This window comes from Glutamicibacter sp. NPDC087344 (genome assembly GCF_044744225.1).
Classification (GTDB): Bacteria; Actinomycetota; Actinomycetes; order Actinomycetales; family Micrococcaceae; genus Glutamicibacter.
Map to the genome: position 1 here is coordinate 1 of NZ_JBIUXY010000021.1, position 23,249 is coordinate 23,249.

22 protein-coding genes are annotated in these 23,249 nt (G+C 62.8%); 3 read left to right on the top strand and 19 right to left on the bottom strand.

The features are described from left to right. Positions 1-184: 184 nt before the first annotated feature. The 16 genes from ACIOWL_RS20870 to ACIOWL_RS20945 all read right to left on the bottom strand — a co-directional run bounded on the left by ACIOWL_RS20870 (position 185) and on the right by ACIOWL_RS20945 (position 18,985). On the bottom strand, positions 185-913 hold the full coding sequence (locus ACIOWL_RS20870) for a polyprenol monophosphomannose synthase (protein WP_400389821.1): 729 nt from the start codon (positions 911-913) through the stop codon (positions 185-187). A 393-nt stretch (positions 914-1,306) separates the two neighbouring features. Further along, the gene (locus ACIOWL_RS20875) at positions 1,307-2,914 is read right to left on the bottom strand and encodes an amidohydrolase (protein WP_400389824.1); all 1,608 of its coding nucleotides are present in this window, start codon (positions 2,912-2,914) and stop codon (positions 1,307-1,309) included. A 70-nt stretch (positions 2,915-2,984) separates the two neighbouring features. Beyond that, positions 2,985-5,771 carry a DEAD/DEAH box helicase gene (locus ACIOWL_RS20880; RefSeq protein WP_400389827.1) on the bottom strand — a complete coding sequence of 929 codons (2,787 nt, stop codon included), beginning with the start codon at positions 5,769-5,771 and terminating at the stop codon, positions 2,985-2,987. A 77-nt stretch (positions 5,772-5,848) separates the two neighbouring features. Continuing rightward, entirely contained in the window at positions 5,849-6,715 is an 867-nt protein-coding gene (tatC, locus tag ACIOWL_RS20885; RefSeq protein WP_400389829.1) for a twin-arginine translocase subunit TatC, read from the bottom strand. A gap of 9 nt (positions 6,716-6,724) precedes the next feature. Then, on the bottom strand, positions 6,725-6,940 hold the full coding sequence (gene tatA / locus ACIOWL_RS20890) for a Sec-independent protein translocase subunit TatA (RefSeq protein WP_058254299.1): 216 nt from the start codon (positions 6,938-6,940) through the stop codon (positions 6,725-6,727). Positions 6,941-6,972: 32 nt separating this feature from the next. Continuing rightward, entirely contained in the window at positions 6,973-7,332 is a 360-nt protein-coding gene (locus ACIOWL_RS20895) for a hypothetical protein (protein ID WP_400389832.1), read from the bottom strand. Further along, entirely contained in the window at positions 7,333-9,336 is a 2,004-nt protein-coding gene (locus ACIOWL_RS20900) for a helix-turn-helix transcriptional regulator (protein WP_400389835.1), read from the bottom strand. A gap of 98 nt (positions 9,337-9,434) precedes the next feature. Beyond that, on the bottom strand, positions 9,435-9,830 hold the full coding sequence (locus ACIOWL_RS20905; RefSeq protein WP_400389838.1) for an FKBP-type peptidyl-prolyl cis-trans isomerase: 396 nt from the start codon (positions 9,828-9,830) through the stop codon (positions 9,435-9,437). Between the two features lie 33 nt (positions 9,831-9,863). Continuing rightward, the gene (locus tag ACIOWL_RS20910) at positions 9,864-10,799 is read right to left on the bottom strand and encodes an FKBP-type peptidyl-prolyl cis-trans isomerase (RefSeq protein ID WP_400389841.1); all 936 of its coding nucleotides are present in this window, start codon (positions 10,797-10,799) and stop codon (positions 9,864-9,866) included. A 118-nt stretch (positions 10,800-10,917) separates the two neighbouring features. Further along, complete coding sequence (pafA, locus tag ACIOWL_RS20915; protein ID WP_400389844.1) at positions 10,918-12,291, bottom strand: Pup--protein ligase; 1,374 nt, start codon at positions 12,289-12,291, stop codon at positions 10,918-10,920. A 69-nt stretch (positions 12,292-12,360) separates the two neighbouring features. Continuing rightward, positions 12,361-12,543 carry a ubiquitin-like protein Pup gene (locus ACIOWL_RS20920; protein WP_400389847.1) on the bottom strand — a complete coding sequence of 61 codons (183 nt, stop codon included), beginning with the start codon at positions 12,541-12,543 and terminating at the stop codon, positions 12,361-12,363. Between the two features lie 70 nt (positions 12,544-12,613). After that, complete coding sequence (dop, locus tag ACIOWL_RS20925) at positions 12,614-14,227, bottom strand: depupylase/deamidase Dop (RefSeq protein ID WP_400389850.1); 1,614 nt, start codon at positions 14,225-14,227, stop codon at positions 12,614-12,616. Continuing rightward, entirely contained in the window at positions 14,224-15,858 is a 1,635-nt protein-coding gene (gene arc, locus ACIOWL_RS20930) for a proteasome ATPase (RefSeq protein WP_400389876.1), read from the bottom strand. The genes dop and arc overlap by 4 nt, the downstream gene beginning before the upstream one ends. A gap of 190 nt (positions 15,859-16,048) precedes the next feature. Continuing rightward, positions 16,049-17,185 (bottom strand): tRNA (adenine-N1)-methyltransferase, encoded by a 1,137-nt coding sequence (locus ACIOWL_RS20935; protein WP_400389853.1) that lies wholly within the window; start codon positions 17,183-17,185, stop codon positions 16,049-16,051. After that, positions 17,148-18,275: a site-2 protease family protein gene (locus ACIOWL_RS20940; RefSeq protein ID WP_400389855.1), complete on the bottom strand. Its 1,128-nt coding sequence runs from the start codon at positions 18,273-18,275 to the stop codon at positions 17,148-17,150. Before ACIOWL_RS20940 ends, ACIOWL_RS20935 begins: the two co-directional genes overlap by 38 nt. Beyond that, positions 18,272-18,985 carry an HAD family hydrolase gene (locus ACIOWL_RS20945; RefSeq protein ID WP_400389858.1) on the bottom strand — a complete coding sequence of 238 codons (714 nt, stop codon included), beginning with the start codon at positions 18,983-18,985 and terminating at the stop codon, positions 18,272-18,274. Before ACIOWL_RS20945 ends, ACIOWL_RS20940 begins: the two co-directional genes overlap by 4 nt. A 95-nt stretch (positions 18,986-19,080) precedes the next feature. On the opposite strand from ACIOWL_RS20945, the gene ACIOWL_RS20950 reads away from it, so the two are divergent. Next, positions 19,081-19,989 (top strand): proteasome assembly chaperone family protein, encoded by a 909-nt coding sequence (locus ACIOWL_RS20950; RefSeq protein WP_400389860.1) that lies wholly within the window; start codon positions 19,081-19,083, stop codon positions 19,987-19,989. 37 nt (positions 19,990-20,026) lie between these two features. On the opposite strand, the gene mshC is transcribed toward ACIOWL_RS20950, so the two are convergent. The 3 genes from mshC to ACIOWL_RS20965 all read right to left on the bottom strand — a co-directional run bounded on the left by mshC (position 20,027) and on the right by ACIOWL_RS20965 (position 22,532). Continuing rightward, positions 20,027-21,292: a cysteine--1-D-myo-inosityl 2-amino-2-deoxy-alpha-D-glucopyranoside ligase gene (mshC, locus tag ACIOWL_RS20955; RefSeq protein WP_400389863.1), complete on the bottom strand. Its 1,266-nt coding sequence runs from the start codon at positions 21,290-21,292 to the stop codon at positions 20,027-20,029. A gap of 126 nt (positions 21,293-21,418) precedes the next feature. Further along, positions 21,419-22,243: an undecaprenyl-diphosphate phosphatase gene (locus ACIOWL_RS20960; protein WP_400389865.1), complete on the bottom strand. Its 825-nt coding sequence runs from the start codon at positions 22,241-22,243 to the stop codon at positions 21,419-21,421. 79 nt (positions 22,244-22,322) lie between these two features. Further along, positions 22,323-22,532, bottom strand: coding sequence for a hypothetical protein (locus ACIOWL_RS20965; protein WP_400389868.1), 210 nt, complete (start codon positions 22,530-22,532; stop codon positions 22,323-22,325). Between the two features lie 44 nt (positions 22,533-22,576). Here ACIOWL_RS20965 and ACIOWL_RS20970 point away from each other — a divergent pair, with 44 nt between their 5' ends. Together ACIOWL_RS20970 and ACIOWL_RS20975 are read left to right on the top strand one after the other, a co-directional pair. Next, entirely contained in the window at positions 22,577-22,816 is a 240-nt protein-coding gene (locus tag ACIOWL_RS20970) for a DUF5703 family protein (RefSeq protein ID WP_400389870.1), read from the top strand. Between the two features lie 62 nt (positions 22,817-22,878). Then, on the top strand, positions 22,879-23,249 hold a 371-nt coding region (locus ACIOWL_RS20975), incomplete at its 3' end, for a hypothetical protein (protein WP_400389873.1).

Sequence of the window (23,249 nt, forward strand, 5' to 3'; positions counted from 1 at the left end):
CCGCCGGCCACCCCCCCGGGGTGGGTCGTCCCTGGGAGCCCGTTGCCCGGGGGGGGGCCGCCCACCACCCCCCCCCCACCCCCCCCGCCCCCCCGGCGGCCCCCCCCCCCCTTGCCGCCCACCCCCCGCGCCCCCCACCCCGCCCCGGCGCGCCCCCCGCCGCGGAGGGCCAATGCCTGGAAAACTACTTCCGGGAGGTCAGCTTCTTCCAGCGTGCGCCCAGGCCCCAGCGGGTCACGTTCCACATCGCTTCGAAAACAATGTTTCCGCTCATCTTCGAGGCGCCCAATTCGCGCTCCACGAAGGTCACCGGAACTTCAACAATTCGTTTGCGCATCATCGCGACGCGGAAGGTCATATCAACCTGGAACCCGTAACCACGTGATTCCACTGCATCGAAGTCGATCTCTTCCAAGGTCTGGCGTTTGAATGCACGGTAGCCAGCGGTGATATCACGCAGCGGCAATCCGAGCATGGTGCGGGAATAGAAGGACCCGCCGCGGGAGATGATTTTGCGCAGCAATGGCCAGTTCACCACCTCGCCGCCTTTAACCCAGCGCGAGCCGATCACGAGGTCAGCTCCCTCGGCGCTGGCTTCCAGCAACCGCGGAAGCTGCTCGGGCATGTGCGAGCCGTCCGCGTCCATCTCGACCAAAACGTCGTAGTCGCGAGCCAGGGCCCACTCAAAACCGGCAATGTAGGCGGCACCCAGGCCGTCTTTGCCGGTGCGATGCAGCACATGGATGTTTGAATCCTCGGCGGCCATCTTGTCGGCAAGCTCACCGGTGCCGTCTGGCGAGTTGTCGTCGACGATCAGTACGTCCGAGTCAGGAACAGCACTCCGAAGCCTTCCGACCGTCAGCGGGAGGGATTCCAGTTCGTTGTAGGTCGGAATGATCGTTATGACGCGCACTCGGCGGCACCTTTCTTGGTAAACGGCAGCAATAAGCCCTCACAGGGCATGGGGGTATGCCCGAAAACAGCATGATGAGGGCTGATCCAAATTCAAAGTATACTCACCCGGCGCTCAGCGGATCGCCCCGGACACAGGAAAACGCAACGATCCCCAGTGACTTCGGCCCTATTTCACAGGTTTCAAACGTGGGAAATGTTATCTAAGGTCACCAGGGATCGTTATTCATATTGCGTCGTTCGAACACAATGCTAGGTGCATCACGAAGAGGCGCTTAGTACAGCCTAATGCGTGACCCACCTAGGCTGTCAACCAATCAGTGACCAGAATCTTCGTTCAATATCTTCAAGTCAGGTAAAACATTGTGAATTCGTCCGAGATCTTGCGCAGAGCTTAAAACTCTGCATTCGTGATGGCGTCCAACTGGTCGAACAGGATGCTTCCGGCGCGCACGGTGCGCAAACACGAAGGAATCTGATCGTCAACTACCGGAAGCATCGGGGTGCCGGCCCGGGCATCGGTGCTCCAGGAACTGATCCGCAGGTCCGGGGTCTGCACCGCGAGTTCGGAGGCGCTCCACACCGCGAAGGTAGCCGGTGCCCCGATGACCAGTTGACCGGCCAGCGGGTTGTTCTCCCCCATGGCGCGATAGGTTGAACGCGTCTGGGCCAAAAACGCCGCCCGGGCAGAAATCCGTGCCTCCGGGTTGGCCATGTTCATGGCGGCCCGCACAATCTTCCACCCGTCGACCTCGGTGACCGGTGCGTCGGAGCCCAGAACCAGCGGCACCCCCGAGGAGAGCATCGCGGAGAGGTTATTCATCCCCGCTGCGCGTTCACCCAGTCGGGTGGCATACATCCCGTCTGCGGCGCCCCAGGCGGCATCGAACACCGGCTGCATGGACACCATGATGGAGTATTGCAGCAGGCGCTGGCGCGATGCCTCATCGACCATCTCCGCGTGTTCGATCCGGTGCCGGCACATTTGAAGTTTCGCGGTGCCGATCTGTTCCGCCGCCGCATCAAAGGCGTCCAGCAGGGTGTCCAGCGCGCCGTCGCCAATGACGTGGAACGCGGCCTGGATTCCGTGTTGGCTGCAGGCTACCAGGTGGGAGGTGAGCTGCTCGCGGCTCAACGACAAGGTGCCCCGGTGCCCCGGACGGTCGGTGTAGTCCTCGCGCAGGTAGGCGCTGTGGCTGCCCAGCGAGCCGTCCACCCGCAAATCGCCTCCCAAACCCAAGACACGCCCGGCGGGGAAACTGCGGATCAGCTGCTCGGCTTTCTCGGCCTGGTCGACCAGTTCACCCCAGAAGGCGTACACCGCCGGCAGTTCGGCGAGGTCCAGCCCCAGCAGCTCATCGAGCGCGCCACGGCCTTCCAGCTGCGGCGCGGCCATTTCCACCACGGTACCGAAACCCCGGGCGGCGTAGTGCTCCAGGGCCAGCTTCTGGTAGTCGGCATCCGCCGCGGTTCCCGCCAGCGCAACACGCACCGCGTCATGATCGGCGCCATGCACCAAGCCCGGGGTGATCCCGCGCAAGCCCAGTTCGTCCAGCAGCTGCTGGTTGACCAGTGCGCTGTGCACATCGCGGCGTGCCAGGTAGTATCCGCGGCCTGCGGCGGCCTGAGTCAGCTCGCTCTCGCTGGGCAACGCAGGATCGGCCCACGAGGAGTTGTCCCAGCCCTGGGCCACTACCAGTGTAGCGGTGGCACCGGAGCGTTCGGCGACCCGCAACAGCAGCGCTCCGGCGCTGTCTGCGGCACCCAGGTCGGCGCCGGCCAGGGTACGGCCAAGGGCGGCCAGGTGGGTGTGGGACTCGACGAAGGCCGGTGTGATCAATGCGCCATACAGGTCGATGACTTCATCAACATTCTCGGCATGGCGGTCGGCCGCTTCTTCACCGCCGATCCAGGCCACGGTATCCCCGTCGACAACCATCGAGGTTGCGAACGGATCTGCGGCTGAATACACCGAACCGTTGCGGTACAGGGTTTTTGCCATGAGCTAACTTCCTTTTCATTTCCAACCACCGGGTTGTGCCCGGCTCAAAACTCGCAGGTCGTGGTGGGTCCTAGCCGAGCACGTTCGAATAGGCGACCACACCGCGTTTGATGCTGTCCACGGCCAGGTAGGCGTTGCGCACCAGCTGCGGCGGCAGGTCGGTGTTTTTCGCGAACTGGTCCAGGGTGTCAATCACCTGTTTGGCCCAGCGCACAAAGTCGCCTGGGGCCAGGTCGGTACCGCGCAGCGCACTGTTCAAGCTTGAGCCGCGCGCCCACTTGTACATCGGCCAAATCAGCCCTGATTCTGGCGGGGCCGTCGGCTCCAGGCCCAGCGCTTCCTCCGCGTCGGACAGCGGACCCCAGATGTTGATGGTCTGGGAGAAGATCTCCGCGATCTTGGCTGTGGGCAGCTGGGGGTCTGGCCGGTCGGTGTCGCGGCGTCCCTGATACACCAAAAACGCGACCACCGCGCACAGTTCTTCGGCTTTCAGGCCCGTCAGTTTGCCAGTTTCCAATACCTGGCTGGTGAGCAGGTCACGCTCGCCGTAAATGCGACGCAGGCGGCGGCCCGCGTCGGTGATGCTGAAATCCTCGTCGCCGCTGGTTGACACCAGGTAGCCAAACTGTTCCAAGACCTTGCAGACCTTGTCGAACTGGGTTGCGATGGTGTTGGTCCGGCCGCGAATGGAGCGGCGTGCCTTGTCCGTGTCCTTTTTCAACTTCCAGTAACGGTCGGCCCAGCGCATGTGGTCCTCGCGTTCGGAACAGGAATGGCAGGGGTGGTCATGCAGCTCCAGGCGCAGCGCGGCGATTTGCCTCTCGAAACTGTCCGCACCGTCATAGTCGAAACTCTGTGCGTCCTGGCGTGGCGGACGGTGCTCGTAGATGGCGTTGCGCAGCGCCGAGGCCAGATCCCGTCGTTCCTTGGGACTCTTGCCGGTAAAACCCTTGGGGATCCGGATCCGCGAAACAATCTGCACCGGCCCGTTCAGGTCTTCGACAGACAGCCGGCGCAGCTGGCCTTCCTCGGTCAGCACGGTATGCCGCGGGTTGTACAGCCCTTCGTCCAGCGCCACGATCACGGCGCGGCCGAATCGCCGTCCACCGGGCAGATCCACCACGTCCCCGCGGATCACCGCCTGCAGCGAACGTTCTGCCGCCGATCGGCGTTCGTGCCGGCGCGACTTCGCGGCGGTTTTCTCCAAGACGGCCAGCTCACGCTGAAGCTTCAGGTATTCGGTGAAGTCCCCCAGGTGGCATTCCATGGACTTGGCGTACCCGGCCAAGGATTCTTCCTTGGAACGCACCTGCCGGGCCATACCCACCACGGAGCGGTCGGCCTGGTACTGGGCAAACGAACTCTCAAGGATTTGCCGGGTCTGCTCGCGGCCGAACTGGGCCAGCAGGTTCGTTGACATGTTGTAGGTCGGGCGGAAGGATGAATTCAGCGGGTAGGTTCGCCTGGAGGCGAGCCCCGCCAATGCTTCGGGTTCCATGTCCGGGTTCCACAGCACAATCGAGTGGCCCTCCACGTCGATGCCCCGTCGCCCGGCACGCCCGGTGAGCTGGGTGTACTCCCCCGAGGAAATCTGCACGTGGGATTCGCCGTTGAACTTAACCAGCTTCTCCAACACCACCGAACGGGCCGGCATGTTCACACCCAAAGCCAATGTTTCGGTGGCGAACACCACCTTGATCAGGTTGCGGGCGAACAGGTCCTCGACAATTTCCTTGAAGATCGGCAGCAGCCCGGCATGGTGGGACGCGAATCCGCGCACCAACCCGTCGCGCCAGGACCAAAATTCAAGGACGTCCAGATCCTCATTGGGGATTCTATAGGCCACCTCGTCGAGTGCCTGGGCGATCTCTGCGGCTTCTTCATTGGTGGTCAGTCGCAGATCTGCCATGGCGCACTGCTGCACCGCCATGTCGCAGCCCTTGCGGGAGAAGATGAAAAAGATGGCGGGCAGCAGCCCGGCGCGATCAAGTTTGGCGATCACCGAGGAGCGGCTCACCCGTTGGCTCAGGCCCGGGCCACGCTGGCCGCCACGAGCCGGACCGCGTCCGCGCCCGCGCTGCACCCGTCCGCCGGGGCTGTGGCTGCGCACAAGTTTACGCAGCTCCGGGTTGACACTGGTCTTGATGTCGCCCTCGGCGACCTTGTCGAAGGCCACGTCTTCGGCAAACAAGTCCACCACATTCGGCCCGACCATCACGTGCTGGAACAGGGGCACGGGCCTGACTTCGGAAACGATGATGTCGGTGTCCCCGCGCACCGTATCGAGCCATCCGCCGAACTCTTCGGCATTGGACACCGTGGCGGAGAGGGAAATGACCTGAACGTTGGATGGAAGGTGGATGATCACTTCTTCCCAGACCGCCCCGCGGAACTTGTCGGCCAGGTAGTGGACCTCGTCCATGATCACATAGCCCAGCCCGTCCAGGGTCTGCGAGTCCGCATACAGCATGTTGCGCAGCACTTCGGTGGTCATGACCACGATCTGCGCTTCGGAGTTGATCGAGGTGTCCCCGGTGAGCAGGCCGACCTTTGAGGCGCCGTAGACCTTCACCAATTCGGTGTACTTCTGGTTGCTCAGCGCCTTGATCGGAGTGGTGTAGAAGGCTTTGCGGTGCTCCGCCATGGCCTGAAAAATCGCGAACTCGCCAACCACCGTCTTGCCGGCGCCGGTTGGAGCTGCCACCAGGACACCGTGCCCTTCGGCGACCTTCCGGCAAGCCTCGGCTTGGAAGGGATCCAGATCAAAGGAGAGGGTTGCCCGGAAGTCCGGCAGGCTGGTGCCGAATTCGACCTGACGTGCCTTGGAATTCGCGTAGCGTTCCGCGGGGGAAGTCACAGGTTGCCGTTCACTTTCTGGCAACGGATTCACCCGTTGCCGAAAACACGAGGTGGTGGTTGGCACCAAACTGGTGCCTAGAGCTGGGAGTTCGGTTCCTCAATGGTGCTCGGCGCGTCGATATCCGTTGCCGCGCCGGCGGCAAGTCGTTCATTTTCCGCATCTTGCAGACGCTGCTTCTTGGCGCGCTTTTTGTCATTGATGTAGCAGAACAAGGTCGCCGCGGCGAAGGTGATGAACAGTGGTCCGGCCAAAGCGAACATCGTGATCGCGTCGCCGCCGGGGGCGGCCATCGCGGCAACCAGGGCGATCAGGAACACGGTGATACGCCAGTTTTTCAGGATCATCTTGGAGGAGAGCACCCCGACCATGTTCAACCCGACCATCAGCACCGGCACCAGCATGGCCAAACCGAAGGCAAGCAGCAACCGGAACACAAACGGCAGGTAGCTGTCGATGGTGACCAGGATCTCCGAGTTTTTCGGTGTCAGGCTGATAAAGAAGTGCAGTGCGAACGGCAGGATGAAGTACGCCATGGAGACACCGAAGAGGAACAGCGGCACCGCCACTCCGGCGAAGGCCAGCGACATCCGGCGTTCTTTTTTCTTCAGGCCCGGCACGATAAATGCCCAGATCTGGTAGATCCAGACCGGTGAGGAGAGCACCAGTCCGACAAACAGGGCGACCTTGATCATGATGTCGAAAGGCGACATGACGGCGGCGAAATTCACCGCACCGCCCGCGGCGTTTACCGGAGCGATCATCAGCTCCAGTAAACGTTCATAGAGGAAGAACCCGGCGATGGTGCCAAGCGCCAGAGCGATCAGCGACTTGAATAGCCGGTTGCGTGCCTCGACGAGATGCTCTTTAAGAGACATCCGCCCTTCGTCGTTTTTGACCCGCTTCGTTTTGTTCCGCGGGGTCTTCTTTGCGTTAGTTCCCACTGAAAAGGTCTACGAGTTGTTCTTTTCGTTGGGATTTGGGTCGTTGACCGTACCGTCGACGGTCTCCGATTTAGGGTCGTCGTCCTTCATCTGGCGGACTTCCGACTTAAAAATGCGCAGCGACTGGCCCATGGAGCGTGCCAGCCCTGGAAGCTTCGGCGCACCAAAAAGTAGCAGCGCCAAAACGATAATGATGACCAAGTGCCATCCCTGCAAGCCACCCATGTGGATTCCCTTCTCTCAACTTCAAGTCTACGTTAGAACAGGCCCAAGTCCCGCATGTTCTGCGCCCGTCCGTGCTCGGTGCGACGAGCGACACGGCGTACCCGGCGAGCCTCGATACGTTCGTTTTTGCCCTTGCGCAGCAGCTTGCGAATTTTGTGCGGGTCCCCGTGTGTTGCCGCGGTCCCGTGCGGGTAGCGGCGGGGTACTGCGGTGTACTCAACCACGGTGCCGGGTTTGGCAAATTCCTCACCGAGCTGCGCCGAAGCTTGTGATAATGAATCGAGAACTTTCATTCCCTGCCTGAAAAGCCGGATTCCCGCGAGCACTGCGCACAGCAGGGTCGCCAGAACCAGAACCGTCCACAACAAGGTCCAAAACCACCATGGGAGCATTTATCGATCCTCATACATCAAAAGAGCTTCCTCCAACCAGCCACGCACACGATCGCGCGTGGCATCGGGAGAGATCACTGCAATCTTACCGCCGTGGCGGGCCACCAGCGGCGCGGGCACCAGGTCGTAGGAAATTCTCACCTTGGCCAGGTATCCACTGCCAATCTTGGTGCTGGACCATTCGGTCGGCTGAAACGCCTCGATGGCGGGCAGCACCTCGTCATCCACATACAGCACGGCCTGCAAATCCTCGGCCGATCCGCGATAGCGCATATCCAGCTCTTCATCATCCTGGTGGCGCGGCCCGCGGTCAAAAACTTCCCCGGTGTCTTTCGCATCAAGGATACGATCCACCCGGAACGTCAGCAGATCCTGCCGGGTGCGGCACCAGGCGCGCAGGTATTGGGTGGCGCCGTCTTCCACCAAACGCACGGGCTCCACGTCGCGGCGCCGATGCGATTGGGAGTGCGCCGAATAGTAGTCGATGGACAGCACCCGGGCGCCGTGCACCGCGTCGATGAGCATCGAGGGGATGTTGTGTTCGCGGACCTGGGACAGCGCGAATCCCAGCGAACCGTTCCAGCCGTCGAACCGGGCCACCGCGGTGTTGATTTTTTCCAGCGCAGAGTCCAGGACATCACGATGCTCAAACTTGGGAATGCTGGCCAACGCGTTCAAACCGCCAAGCACCGCTACCGCTTCGAGCGGGGCGAGTTTTTGCGGCGCGGCAAGCAGCGCCGCGTTGGAGATGGTGACGGTATCCGCTTCCAGGTCGCCGTCGTTGACGTTGATCAGTTCATCGTGCTGTCCCCCGGGCACTCCGCACATCATGATCATCGCCAATTCTTCGCGGACCTTGTCCACCGGCATCTGATAGCGGGTGGCAAGCTCCTTGATTTGAACCACCCCGTGGGAGACCACGTACTGGATCATGTCGATGTTACGCATTACCTGGGTGGCGGTGCTCCCCCGCCCGGAGGCACGTTGCGGCCTGAACCCGGCCGTTGTGATCTTCGGATCTTCGGCCAGCGCGGCTTGGGCGTCACGGGCCGCGCGCAAGGTGTCGGCAACGTGTTCGGCCAGCTGCGCGGGCTCAAGAACCTTCACCGCCGGGCCGTAGGCGGCCAATTCTGCGGCGAAAGAATCCGGATCAGCGTAGGCGATGCGCAACGGGTTCTGGGTGGAGGCGCCGTTAAGAGCGCGAACCCGCAGCGGGGTGGCCGCGTCATCGCGGATTTCGATGGTGGCCAGGTGGCCCGGGTGGCTCAAATCGAAGTCGAGCAGCACCTGGGACATGCTGAAGTGAGCCGGACGGGGCTGATAATCCCGGCTGCTGGCTCCGCTGCGCCGAATGATGGTTTTGAAGTTGCCTTTAACCCGGGACAGGCGGAAGACTCGTTGGGCGTTGCGGGTGTGGTCGAAACCGGTGAAGTACCAGTTGCCGAATCGCTGGCCGATCCCCCACATGTCCACCTCGCGCACGGTTTCATCGCCGGAGGGCGCAACATACTCGAATCTGACACTTTTGCGGTTGAACACGGCCAAGGCGCATTCGCGGAAATTCGGTTCATCCAGCGAGAGCCGCGGCAACAGCGAGCCGGCAAAGGGTGCGACGGGGGCCGGTGCGCTGGTTCCGGTGATCCGGGCGGCGGCTTTTAATCCCAAGGCTTGGAGCTTGGAGTCTTTCCACAAACTTGCCGCCAATGAAATCATGGCGGTTTCGGCCGGGCTGAAGGTCACCTCGGGCAAGAACCAGTCACTGGTGTCAATGCTGTAGCGGGTTTCGCCGTCGATGACGTCGGTGATCAGGCGCAGCCCGAAATCGTTGCGGATCTCTTCGCGCAGGCGCTCGACCGACTTCTCCCGGGCGGATTCGCTTCCTTCCGGGGTCAGGTACTCCCCGATCATCGCGGTGGTGAACTTGCGCGGAGTAGTGGCCAAGGCATAGATGAGGCTGGTTAGGCGTTCAGCCTTGCTTGGTCCTGAAGTTTGCTTTGTGCTCACAAGATAACCCTAGCGATTTTTGGTCTTGACCGCAGACTTTTAAGACAGTGGTGGCCCCGAACGTGTCGGGGCCACCACTATTGCCACACAGGCTGGGACTACTTGGTGCCCATCAGGTCAACCACGAAGATCAGTGCCTCATTCGGTGCGATGGCCCCGGGGGCGCCACGCTCTCCGTAGGCCAGGTGCGAAGGGATATCCAGGCGGCGGCGGCCGCCGACCTTCATGCCCAACAGGCCCTGATCCCAGCCCTGGATGACCATGCCGACACCAACCGGGAAGTCGAGGGTCGAGCCACGGCCCCAGGAGGAGTCGAATTCTTCACCGGTGGACCATGCCACACCCACATAGTGGGCCTGAACGGTGGTGCCCGGGGTGACCTCGGCGCCGGTGCCCTCAACGAGGTCGGTGATGACCAGGTCGGTGGGTGCGTCGGTGCCTGGGAAGTCGATTTCCGGCTTGGTACGGTCGTAGTTGCGTTCTCCGAACGACATGTTCACGGCCTTTCTTGGTCGATAGGTGGCCGGCTAGTTGCTGGCCGGAGGGGTTACCTCGGTTAATTCTACGTAGAACACCAGGGTTCCGGTGGGTGATCCGCTGGTAGAGGAATCACCGTAGGCCAGATCCGCCGGGATGGTCAGCATCACCTTGGAGCCGGCCTTCAGGCCGGTCAGGCCCTGGGTCCAGCCCTTGATGACCTGATTCAGGCCGAACTGGGTGGCCTCGGAATCGAAGTTGCCATCAAATTTCTCGCCATCGGCGTAGGTGACACCCAGGTACTTGGCCTTAACCGTTGATTCTTCGGTCGCGGCCTCTCCGGTGGTTCCTTCTTCCAGCACGTCCACGACCAGGCCCTCGGGTGCTTCAACATCCTTCGGGATGGTGATGGTCGGGGTGCCGTCCTTGACGCTGACGGTTGGCAGCTTCCCGTCCTTCTTCAGCTGCGCGGTTTCTTCCTCGGAAAGTTTGGTGCTTGCCGGGGTGGTGTTCTCGACGTTGATCACGATGATCCGTTCGGCGCGGCTGCCCGGGGCAGGGGTTGTCGCCGCACCGGTCGAATCGGTGCTTTCGATGGCCGAGTAGGCAATCCAGTCGCCGACCTTCGAATCGATCAGCAGGTTGTACAGGGCCGGCATGCTGGTCTTGAACTGGTCGTCGAGCACCATGTCGGTGGCTGTACCGGTGAAGTTCTCGCTGGTCACCAAGCCGTCGATGGTTTTGTACAGGCCCGACTTCACCGAGATGGTGTCGCCTTCATTGATTTCCGCGCCATCACCCTTCACAACGTTGACGGCCTCATCCTTTTCGGTCAGGAATGGAGCGTCGATATCCACCTCGGGAGCGGTGCTGGCGTCCTTGGCCGGGGTGACCTTGATGCTTGAAAGTTCACTGCCGGAGGATGAGCCACAGGCTGCCAGGGCGAGGATTGAAGCGGTGGCGGCTGCTGCCAAAACTTTGCGCACGAATCTACTTTCGTTTTTCTGATCATTCAAAATTTAAAGGGCGTACCTGCTGGTGGGCGGTACACGATTGATTTAAAGCCTAAGTCCGCTAGCTGTGAAAACTCTTTCCGCCAGCTCTCTAGACCGGTTGACTCATGATCTGAATCAGCTCGTCAACCTGCGGGTTGCTGGTGGCAAACGGGTCTTTGGCCAGGACGATGCCGCCGGCGCCTTCCTCGTATTTCATGTGCACCCAATCCGCGCTGTAGCGCCTTCCGGTAGCCCTTGCGGCCCGGATGAACTTGGCCCGCAACGCCGCGCGGGTGGTGGCGGGAGGGTTGATCACCGCATCGCGGATCTGCTCGTCGGTGACCACGCTGGTGGCCAGGTTGCGTTTTTTCAGCAGGTGGAACAGCCCGCGCGACGGATCGATGTCGTGATAGGTCAGGTTCAGTTGGGCCAACCGGTGCGAGGAGAGCTCCAAAGAGTTTTTCTGCGCGTACCCCAGCAAGAGTTTGCGTTTGATGGCCCAATCGATATCCCGGTCGATGGTGGAGAAATCCTGGGACTGGACGGCGTTCAGCACCCGTTCCCAGAGTTCCAGGATCTGCTCAACACGGTCGTGATGGGCGCCGTGGCGGGCCACAAACTCCCTGACCGCCTCGAACAATACCCATTGGATCTGCAATGCGGTCGGTTCATCCCCGCCCATCAGACGCACGGTGGTCTGGCCGGTGAAATCGTGAGAAATCTGGCGGATGGAGCGAATCGGGTTTTCCAGGCGCAGGTCATGGTAGATCTCGCCGGATTCAATGAGCCGCAGCACCAGGTCGGTGGCGCCGATTTTCAGCAGCTGGGTGGTTTCGCTCATCGTCGAATCCCCGACAATCACGTGCAGCCGGCGGTGGTATTCGGCGTCCGCGTGTGGCTCGTCACGGGTGTTGATGATCGGCCGGGACCGGGTGGTGGCCGAGGAAACACCCTCCCACATGTGGTCGGCGCGCTGCGAGAACACGAATTTGGTTTCATCCTCAACCTGCACCAGGTTTCCCGCACCGCATAGGAGCTGCCGGGTCACCAGGAAGGGAATGAGCATATCCGCCAGGCGCTTAAACTCGATTTTGCGCGGAATCAGGTAGTTCTCGTGGCACCCGTAGGAGTTCCCGGCCGAATCAACGTTGTTTTTGAACATGAAGATCTTGCCTTCATGCCCCTCTTCGGCCAGCTGGTCCTCGGCCTGGTCTACCAGGTCGAGCATCAGGGCTTCGCCGGCACGGTCATGGGCGATCAGCTGCGGGAGCTGATCGCACTCTGCCGTCGCGTATTCCGGGTGGGAGCCGACGTCGAGGTACAACCGCGAACCGTTTTCCAAAAACACATTCGAGCTGCGCCCCCACGCCACGATGGGGCGAAACAGGTGCCTCGCGGCGTCTTCCGGTGTCAGGCGACGCCCGTCCGACGGCACATAGTTCAACCCGAATTCGGTTTCCAGACCGATGATTCTGCGATCCACTGACTAGTACTTCCCCTCAGCTGCGGCACCTGCTGCGGTGCCTGATGTTGTTGCTGGCAGCCTCGGCTGCTACTGGCCGCCCTTTTGCACAAAACCGCGCACAAATTCTTCGGCGTTGGATTCCAGCACCAGATCGATCTCGTCGAGCAGGTCGTCCACGCCCGCCGACTGGCCGGTGGTGTTCACCTGGATCTGTTCCGCGGCCGACTGCGTCTCGCGCTGGGGACGGGACGAAAAACTTTCCTGGGTCATAACCCTCTCCTTCACTAAAGATCTCTCCGCCGGGAATTACGCACCGGCAGTGATTCCTATTCTGCTCGCTCTAGGCGCGCGGCGCCAATTTATTGATGAATTCGTCGATTTCCAGGTGCGCGTCGAACAACCACCCCACATCCGCCCGCGAGCCGCCCAACGGCTCGGGGAGGAACACCCGGTTCACCCGGCGGGCGCCGGGCACCGCGAAGGTCAACGCGTCCCAGTTCGCCGCAACCACATAGGGCGCATAACGCTGCAACGTCATGCCGCGCAGGTAGGCGCGGGTGTCCTCCGGCGGAGCGGCGACGGCGTGATTGATCTGCTCCTGGGTGTACAGGGTTTGAATGGCCCCACGGGCCGCCAACCGGTAGTACAAACCCTTGTCCTGGCGCAGGTCCGCCCACTGCAGGTCCATCAATCCGATCCGCGGATCGTCGAATTCCAGCTGGTGCCGGTTGGCGAAGGAGCTCATGAGCTTGTATTTGGCCACCCAGTCGATCTGGTCCGCGGCCAACAGCGGATCACGCTCAAGCAGCTCAAGCAGCTGCTCCCACCGGGTCAGGATTTCTTGGCTGTCCGCATCCTCGATGTCCCGCGAAGCGCAGTAGGCCTGCGCGGCCCGCAGGTATTCACGCTGGATCGCGATGGCGGTGAGCTTGCGCCCCCCGCGCAGGCGCACCTCGGTTTTCAGGCTCGGGTCGTGGCTGATCTGCTGCAGGGCGGCGACCGGATCCTCCAATTCAAGATCCGGTGCCAATCCGGCCTCGATGAGGCTGAGCACCAGGTTGGTGGTGCCTACCCGCAGCAGCGTCGAGATCTGCCCCAGGTTCGCGTCCCCGATGATCACGTGCAGCCGGCGGTACTTGTCCCAGACCGCGTGGGGTTCGTCGCGGGTGTTGATGATCGGGCGGTTGATGGTGGTTTCCAGCCCGACCTCGGCCTCGAAGAAGTCCGCGCGCTGGGAAATCTGGAATTCGGCCCGGCCGCCAAGCATTCCCTTGCCGACCCGGCCGGCGCCGCAGAAGATCTGCCGGGTGGCAAAAAACGGGGTCAGCCCGGAAACGAGTGATCCGAATTCCACGGACCGGGGCACCAGGTAGTTTTCGTGGGCCCCGTAGGAGACCGACTTGTTGTCGGTGTTGTTTTTGTACAGCAGCAATTCCCCGGCGCCCAACGCCGCGGCGCTGTCCGCGGCGCGGCGCATGACCTCGTCGCCGGCCTGGTCCCAGAGCACGGCGGCCCGCGGGGTGGTGGATTCGGGGCTGGAGTATTCGGGATGCGCGTGGTCGACGTACAACCGCGCGCCGTTTCCCAGCACCATGTTCATCACCACATCGCTGGAGTCCTTCTCCTGATACAGCGTGGACCCGATGCGTGCGTCGTTCCCGGAGAGCGCGATCGACTCGGCGGTCCAGATCCCCTCCTGCTGCGCCGGCTCCACGTCGGTGAGCTGGCTGGGATGGGCCGCGGCGCGGTCCATTGCGAAACCGCGGGCATCTTTCAGCGGGGACTCGTCGGCGTAATCCCAGCGCGCACCCTGGGTCTGGTCGATCCCTTGGGCCACCAGCTGCGCGTAGGAATCCACAATGTGCGCGGAGAGCACCGTGGCATTGGCCTTGGGCATCGAGGGGCGGATGATGCCGTATTCGGTCTCCAGCCCCACCAGGCGGCGGGCGCTCATTTGGCGGCCCGCTGATTCACCAGTGAACGGATATTGCTGATCCGCTCCCCCTTGCGCCCGGAGATCCGCGCCCAGTCGTCGGGGTTGGTGGTGTTCGGCATGTCCTCGTGCTCGGCGAATTCTTCGCGCACCGCACGCAGCAGGTATTCCATTTTCAGGCCCCGCTCGCCGCTGGTGATCAGGGCCTTGATCGCATGTTTTTTGGCGCGGTCGACCACGTTGTGGATCACCGCTCCGGAGGCGAAGTCCTTGAAGTACAGGATCTCCGAGTCCCCGGTGACATAGGTGACCTCCAGGAATTCGTTGATCGGCGCGGTGGAGTACATGGCGTCCACGGTGCCTGCGATCATCCGGTTGATGGTGTCCTGGGCGTTGCCGTCGGCCGCCAGCTCCTCGGCGTGGATCGGCAGGTCGGTGCGCAGGTACTTGCCGAAAATCTCCACCGCCCCCTGGGCGTCGGGGCGGCGGATCTTGATTTTCACATCCAGCCGCCCGGGGCGCAGGATGGCCGGATCGATCATGTCCTCGCGGTTCGAGGCGCCGATCACGATCACGTTATCCAGCCGCTCGACCCCGTCGATCTCCGCCAGCAGCTGCGGGACGATGGTGGTTTCAACGTCGGAGGACACCCCGGTGCCGCGGGTGCGGAACAGGGATTCCATCTCGTCGAAAAACACCACCACCGGATCCCCGTGCAGCGCCTTTTCGCGGGCGCGGGCGAAAATCAGGCGGATATGCCGTTCGGTTTCACCCACGTACTTGTCCAGCAGCTCCGGGCCCTTGATGTTCAAGAAGTAGCTTCGGGTGCTCGCCGCGCCGTTGCGCTCGGCGGCGCGCTGGGCCAACGAGTGGGCCACCGCCTTGGCGATCAGGGTTTTACCGCAGCCCGGAGGCCCGTACAGCAAGATGCCCTTCGGGGCGCTCAGCCCGTGTTCGCGGTAGAGTTCGGGGTGGGAGAACGGCAGTTCCACCGAATCCTGGATCGCCTCGATCTGCGAGTTCAGCCCGCCGATATCCGAGTACGCGATGTCCGGGACTTCTTCGAGCACCAGGGATTGCATGTCGGTCAGCTGCACCCGGCTCATCGCCAGGCCCGTGCGCGCGTCGAGGGTCAGCTGGTCGCCCACCCGCAGGTGAGTTTCGCGCAGCGGCTGGGCCAGGGTGATCACCCGCTGGTCATCGGCCCGGGCCATCACCACTGCCTGGTGGTTCTCCAGCAGTTCCTTCACGGTGACCAGCTCGCCGGTTTGCTCGAAACCCAGGGCGGCGATCACCACCAGCGCTTCGTTCAGCAGGACCTGCTGGCCAACCTGCAACTTGTCGAAATCCATCAGCGGGGAGACGGTCACCCGCATTTTGCGCCCGGAGTACATCACGTCCACCGCCGTGATCGCGGTGGATTCGATTCCCAGGCCCGGCTCGGGGTGCTGGCGCGGGTGTTTCTCGATGATGGTGCCGTAGCTGAACGGCGCATCGCCGTCGCGCTCGAGGGCTGCCTTGAGGTTGATGATCTGCTCGCGGGTGGTTTCCAGCAGCGCGACCAGCCGCTGGTTGTTTCCGCCGACCCCGGCCAGCTGCTTGTCCAGCGCCCGGTTTTTATCCCGCAGCACATTTACCTGGCGCTCGGTCATCTGCAGGCGTTCAGCAAGTTGCTGCGCCTCAAGGCTTTCACTCACGTTACTTCTCCCAACACGTATTCGCGCTGCACGCGGCGAGGCGGCGTGCGGCTACCTCCATCGTACGGACTTCAGGCCCCGGACCAACCTCACCCGGGGCCGAAAGTTCACCATTTGAGACAAATGATCTCAGATAGCGGAATGCTTAGTCCTGCTCGTCCTGCGCGGCACGGACCCGCACCGACTGGTTGGCATCCCGCGCGGCGCGGCGCAGCTTCTTGTCCGACAGCCCGCGCTCGCCCAGGGCCTGGGCGGTCCATTCAGCTTCGTCGTGGTCGCGCGTCCAGGCACTGAGGTCCTCTGCCGAGTAGGAGTGCTCCTTGATCCGCTTGGCCTTGGGGATTCCGTCCGCGGCATCGGCCAGCCGGCGGGTGGTGATCAAGAACGCGGTGTGCGCGACCATCCGGTGATCCGGACGCACCGCCAACCCGTCCACGTGCCAGCCGCGCAGCAGGGTTTCAAAGCATTCGGGCTCGGTGAACTGCCCCGAGGCGCGAATGGCTTCCACCACGCGGGACATCTGGGTCACCGAGGAGACGTAGTTCGTCCACACCCCGCCGGGGGCCAGCACCGTGGCCACCGCATCCAGGCATTCCCAGGGGCTGAGCATATCCAGCACCACGCGGTCGATGCTTCCCGGTTCTTCCAGCTCAACCACGCGGTCCTGGAAATCGCCGATCGAAATCTGCCAGGCCGGGTGCTCCCCGCCGAACACCGTGGAGACGTTGCCGCGGGCGATGTCCGCGAACTCCTCGCGGCGCTCGAATGAGTGCAGGTAGCCCTCGTCGCCCACCGCGCGCAGCAGCGAGATGGACAGCGCGCCGGAACCCACACCGGCCTCCACCACACGCGCCCCGGGGTAGATGTCGCCGAACTGCACAATCTGCGCGGCGTCCTTGGGGTATACCACGGTCGCCCCGCGCGGCATGGAAAGCACAAAATCCTTGGCCAGCGGGCGCAGCGCCTGGTAGCGGAAGCCGTCGACGTTCTCGATGACCGAGCCCTCCGGCAACCCGATGATGTCCTCGTGCGGCAGCACCCCCTTGTGGGTGTGGAACTCGCCGCCTGGCTGCAGGGTGATGGTGTTGATGCGGCGCTTCTCGTCGGTCAGCTGCACCCGGTCGCCCACCCGGAACGGGCCGCGGCGGGCGTGGGCCCCGTGCGGTGCGGACTGGGGCTGGGGCTGTTCTACGTTGTCGGTCACGGTAGTGTCCTTCTGTGGTGATGCGTGAAGTGAATAAAGTCTATTTTTTGCGGCCGGTGACCGCTTTGATGATGTCATTTTGGTGCAGCAGGCCAACGACCGCACCGCGGTTCGAGATGACGGCGTATTCGGCCGTGGGAACGCTGGCCAGGTAGTCGATCAGTTCGCGGCCATCCGAGTCTTCGGCCACCACGGCCCCCTCGCCCAGCGCCCGGGAAACGGCCAGGGCCGGCACCGAGTCGGCCTGCGGTTGGCCTACCCGCGCTAACGCGGCCTGATCGATGACACCCACCGGCATGCCCCGTTGATCAACCAGGATGATTTCTCCCCCGCGTTGCGCTCGGCGCATCAGCACATCGGCAACACTCGCGGCAGAGGCCATGGCGCTGGCCGGGCGCATCAGGTCCGCGGCGATCACCGTGGGAAGATTCAGCATCATCCGCGAATGCCTGATCAGCGCGGTGGTCGCCTGCCACATGAACACCGCCACCAGCAGGCCCACCACGGCGGTGACCAGTTGGACCTGGGTTCCGCGCAGGTAGGGCCACAGCACAAAGGCGAACACCACACCCGCGGCAATCACCCGGCCGACCCACGCCGAGGCGATGGTTCCCTTGAACTGGGATCCGGTCGCCTTCCAGACGATCGATTCAACCAGGCGCCCGCCATCCAGCGGCAGCCCCGGCAACGCGTTGAACGCGCCAAGCAGCAGGTTCGCGTACACCCCGAAGTCAAGCAGCAGCTGCGCATAAATGTTCAGCTCAACCAGCTCGCCGATCCCCCAGCCCAAGCCGGCCAACACGAAGTTGGACAGCGGGCCGGCCAGCGCCACCCACAGCGAAGCCCCGGGGCTTGCCTTGAACGAGCCGAACTGGGTATGCCCGCCCATGAGCGTCAAGACAATGTGCGCGTCCGGCCACTTGAAGGCGCGCGCCACCATGGCGTGCGCCACCTCGTGCACCAGCACCGCCACGGCGATCGCCACCGCGCAGGCAAAACCCATCAGGTAGGCGCCGACGGCCGGGATCAGCGCCGCCTGGGAGAGCTGCACCCCCATGGAGACGGTGATGACTGCGGTAATGATGAACCAGGACGAGGAAAGGTAAACCGGCACCCCGCCGATCCGGCCGAGCTTCAGGCCCGGCGCCTTGTGCTGCTCTTCGCTCACGCGTTCACCTGCGCCAACCAGGTTTTCATCTGGTCAAAACCAACCTCGGTCAACGATTCGACCTTGCGCCAGGGCCCCTCGCCGGGGTCGGTGGCATTGGGAATCAGCACCGCGTGCAATCCGGCGGAACTTGCCGAGCTGATCCCCGGGGCCGAGTCTTCAAGGCCGATGCAGCGCGCCGGGTCCAGCTGCGCACCGCGCAGCTCGCCGAGCAGCGCCAGTCCACGCAGGTAGGGTTCCGGATGCGGTTTGCCGCGGGTCACTTCCTCCCCGGTCACACTGGCCTGGAAGATCCCCTCGGGCAGCAAGGCCAGCAGGTCCGAAACGATGCTGCGTTCGGACATGGTCACCAGCGCCTGCGGCACCCCGGCCGCGTGAAGTTCGGTCAGCAGTTCGCGGGCACCGGGACGCCACGGCATCTGTTCGCGGATACCGGCGGCCACCTGGGCGCTGAGCAGGTCGATGATCGCTCTCACCGAGAGGTCGACCCCGGCGGCCTGCAACACCCGGGCGCTGTCCGGCAGCGCGCTGCCAACCAGGCTGTGGGCCTGTTCCGAGCTCCAGGTGCCGCCGTGGGCGGCCACCAGTTCCCCTTCGGCGGCGATCCAATACGGTTCGGTGTCGATCAGGGTGCCGTCCATGTCCCACAGCACGGCGTGCGGGCCCTCGGGCGGCAGATTTGAGGCAAAGGCGAAACTGGTGCTTGGCATGAGTCCATTCTAGATGGAAGAGTGGGGCTAAGCCGTTTCGGCACCCCCGCCACGGGAGCCCGAAACCTCACACGAAACCCGATAAGGAGCCCCGGTTGACCGAGGAATACCACACACCGACGCTCAACGGTTTCATTGCGCCTGGGCAAGGAGCCGACCGCCCCGCGGTGCTTGTTGCCGCGTTCGAAGGCTGGAACGATGCCGGTTCAGCGGCCAGCGACGCGGTGCGCCGCATCCTGCAAACCAGCACCCCGCACCATGTGGCGACCATCGGCCAGGACGACTACTACGACTACCAGTTCACCCGCCCCACCTCCAAGCTGACCGAAAACGGCCGGGAAGTTTCTTGGCCGCAAACCGATATCTACCGGGTCGCCCAACCAGACGCCGCAGCCGACCTGCTGATTGTGATCGGGGTGGAGCCAACCATCCGCTGGCGTTCATTCTGCGCAGCAATCATCGAACACGCCGCCGAACAGCGGGTATGCGCCGCCATCACGCTGGGCGCGCTGCTGGCCGATGTGCCGCACACCCGCCCGGTCCCCACCTCCATGGCCAGCGACGATCCCGGGTTGCAGAACCACTTCAACATCACCGCTTCAAGCTATTCCGGTCCCACCGGCATCCCCTCGGTGCTGGGAATCGAGTTGCAGCGCAGCGGCATCCCCACCATGTCCCTGTGGGCCCAGCTCTCGCACTACGTCGCCCAGGCTCCCAGCCCGCGGGTGGAACTTGCCCTGGTGGAGTTGCTCGAGGAGCTGTTGCCAACCGCTATCCCCGCCCAACAGCTGCGCGAGGACGCCCTGGCCTGGAAGCTGGGTGTGGACGAATTAGCCGGCTCGGACCCGGAGGTAGCCAAATACGTTCAGCAGTTGGAAGAGGCCAGCGACGCCAGTGAACTTCCCGAGGCGAGCGGTGAGACCATCGCCCGCGAATTCGAACGCTACCTGCGCCGCCGCGGACGTTACCGCACCGACGGCACAGGGCCCGACTTCGAGATCTGAAGATCCCGGAGTCGAGCCCTGCAACGGGTACGGCCGCTTAGCCGAGCTTGAGGCCCAGCAGCGCATCCAGCGCATCACGCAACAGCGTTTGCCCCTCGCCGTCGCCCTCTGGCTCGGTAGCCGCCCAGCGATCAATTGCCTCCAGCGCCGCCGGTGCATTCAGGTCGGCGGCCAAATGGGCGCGGATCTGGGTAATCAGCGCGGTCGCTTCGGCCAAGCCGGTGCCGGCCAGGCGCGCACGCCAGCTGGCAACACGTTCGGTGGCCTGCTCAAGCAACGCCTCGGTCCAGAACCAATCCGAGCGGTAGTGCTGCGAGAGCAGTACGGCGCGGATAGCAACCGGCTGCACCCCGGCCGCACGCAGCTTGGACACCAGCACCAGGTTGCCCAGCGACTTGCTCATCTTTTCGCCATCCAGGCCCACCATGCCGGTGTGCACATAACTCTGCGCGAGCTGCGCGCCGTCTGCGGCCGCCGCGTGTCCAGCGGAAAACTCGTGGTGCGGGAAGATCAGGTCTGAGCCGCCGCCTTGCACGGTGAATGGCGCGGGAAGGGTCCGCCGGGCGATCACCGAGCATTCGATATGCCAGCCCGGGCGGCCGGCGCCCAAGGTGCCGCCATCCCACGATGGTTCACCCTCACGAGCCGCCCGCCACAACAGCGGGTCCAAGGCGTCGCGTTTGCCCGCGCGGTCCGGGTCCCCGCCGCGTTCGGCAAAAAAGCCCAACATGGTTTCCCGGTCGTAGCCGGAGACGGTCCCCAGCTTCCAGGCATCGCTCTGCGCGGCAATCGAATCGAAATACACGTCCCCGGCCACACCGTCCGCGCCGGCCGGCACGGTGTAGGCCAGATCCGCGGCCAGCAGCTGCTCAACCACCGGCACCAGCCAGCTGATGGATTCCACGGCGCCCACGTAGTGGTGCGGCGGAATCACGTTCAGCGCTTCCATGTCCGTGCGGAACAACTCAACCTGGGAAGCCGCCAGCTCACGCCAGTCGACCCCGGTAGCGGTGGCGCGTTCGAGCAGCGGATCATCCACATCGGTGATGTTCTGCGTGTAGGTCACGGTGCGGCCGTTATCCAACCAGGTGCGGTGCAACAAGTCGAAGGTGACATAGGTCGCCGCATGCCCCATGTGGGTGGCGTCGTAGGGGGTGATACCGCAGACATACAGGCTAGCCGGCTCGTCTGCCTTGGCCGCCGGAGCGGTGGCCCGAACCGTACCGGATGAGGTGTCGAAGACCTCCAGGATCGGGGCCGAGCCCACGATATGCGGTACTTCCGGGGTTTTCCACGCGTGCACTGTTGTACGTCCTTTCGCGAATGCGACAAATAAGTTCTTTAACTCCAAGTCAAGCAGAGTTGGGATTATTCCCGTTAACAGCAAAGTGTCCGCGAATCACCTCGCGGACACCGTTGCTTCAAGTTTTTAGGCGTTGATCAGGCCCATTCCAAGTACGACGTACAGCCCCAGGCCCAGCAGGATGCGGTACCAGACGAACACCCGGTAGGAGTGGGAGGAGACGAACTTCAAGAACCAACCAACAATCAGGAAGCCGACCACAAATGCCACCAGTGTCGCGAGACCGGTCTGCCCCAGGGTGTAGACACCCGGCTCGTCAAGGGATTTAACCAGTTTGTACAGACCGGAAGCGAACACCGCCGGAATGGCCAGCAAGAAGGAGTACCGGGCAGCAGCCTCACGGGTATACCCCATCAACAGGCCGGCCGTGATGGTTCCACCGGAGCGAGAAACACCCGGAATCAGCGCCAGCGCCTGGGCGAATCCGAAAAGGATGCCGTGCTTCGGGGTCAACTGGCTCAGATTGCGCGTCTGGCGCCCGTAGTGATCTGCAATGGCCAGGATCAAGCCGAAGACCACCAGCATGGTCGCCACGATCCACAGCGAACGGAAGTTCGAGTCGATGTAGTCTTCAAGCAACAGTCCCAAAACCGCGATGGGGATGGAACCTACGATGATCAACCAGCCCATCTTGGCATCCGGATCCGAGTGGGGAATCTTCCCAACCAGCGCCTTGCCCCAAGCTCCGATGATCCGCACAATGTCACGCCAGAAGAAGACCACCACGGCGGTCTCGGTGCCCAACTGGGTGATTGCGGTAAATGCTGCGCCGGGATCCTGGGCATTGGGGAGGATTTCGCCAACAATACGCAGGTGGGCTGAGGACGAGATCGGGAGGAACTCTGTCAGGCCCTGGATGAGTCCAAGGAAAGCTGCTTCAAACCAATTCACCCCTCGACATTACTTCACCCACGCCGTGCGCAGCGCACTGAAAACACCGGCGCGGGAAAAAATCATACCGTGGTCGTGCTCACTGATCATCCGAAGGTATCGTGAATGGCAAAAGTTCGGAATACTGTTCATACAACGCATCTTCGTAGTCTTCAAAGGCGTCGGCGAGCGAACCGAAGGCCGCATCTATGGCGGCATCGGCCGATCCCCTGCTTTGGGAAACCACGGCGAGATGTTGCTCCAAATGCGCGATGAGCGCCTGCAGTGCGTAGCTCGGATCAGTACTCATGGCATCACGCTACAGCGCAATCATCCATTCCGATAGGGGGTTCGATGCTTCAGGAAGTCATTAAGGCGCCGCTGCACCAAGAAAACGATGCTCGTTACGAATACATGGTGATCACCTCATTCCCCGGGGAGCCTAAAAACGTTGCCCGCGCCGCCCTGCGCGAACATGCAGACAATGGCAAGTGGGAGTTGATGCGCACCTGTCGCTACGAGGGCGGCGCTTACAAATACTGGCTTCGCCGCCGGGTCATGCGTGTTAAAAGTACGCTGACCACCATGCCCTAATTCAACGTCAGCCTCTCCAGAAAACGCTGTATTTCCCTGAGAAGTAGGCGTAGAATGGATATATGTTCGAAGATTGGGTTTGTGATCCGAAGTATTTCGAAGACACTCCGCCAGAGGGTTGGAGCTTCGCAACAGCACCACGCCTCGATCCACTGGACGCCGCCTTCATCAACCAGGCGCTAGACTCAACCGAAGCCTGCGACTGCGTCACCGTCATTGAACAAGCCGAACGAAACCAAGCCTTCTGGTCCTCCATTCAAGCCCGGGCCGCGGCACGCATCGACGCACTCACCGGCTGCACCCTGGATGACCACCCCGCGGACAAGGAACGCGGCACAGCGCATCTCATTGCCATCGCCCGCCGCCGGTCGCAAAGCGGATCCATCGCGTACCTGCACTGCATGCGAAACCTCATCCCGGATATGCCCTACCT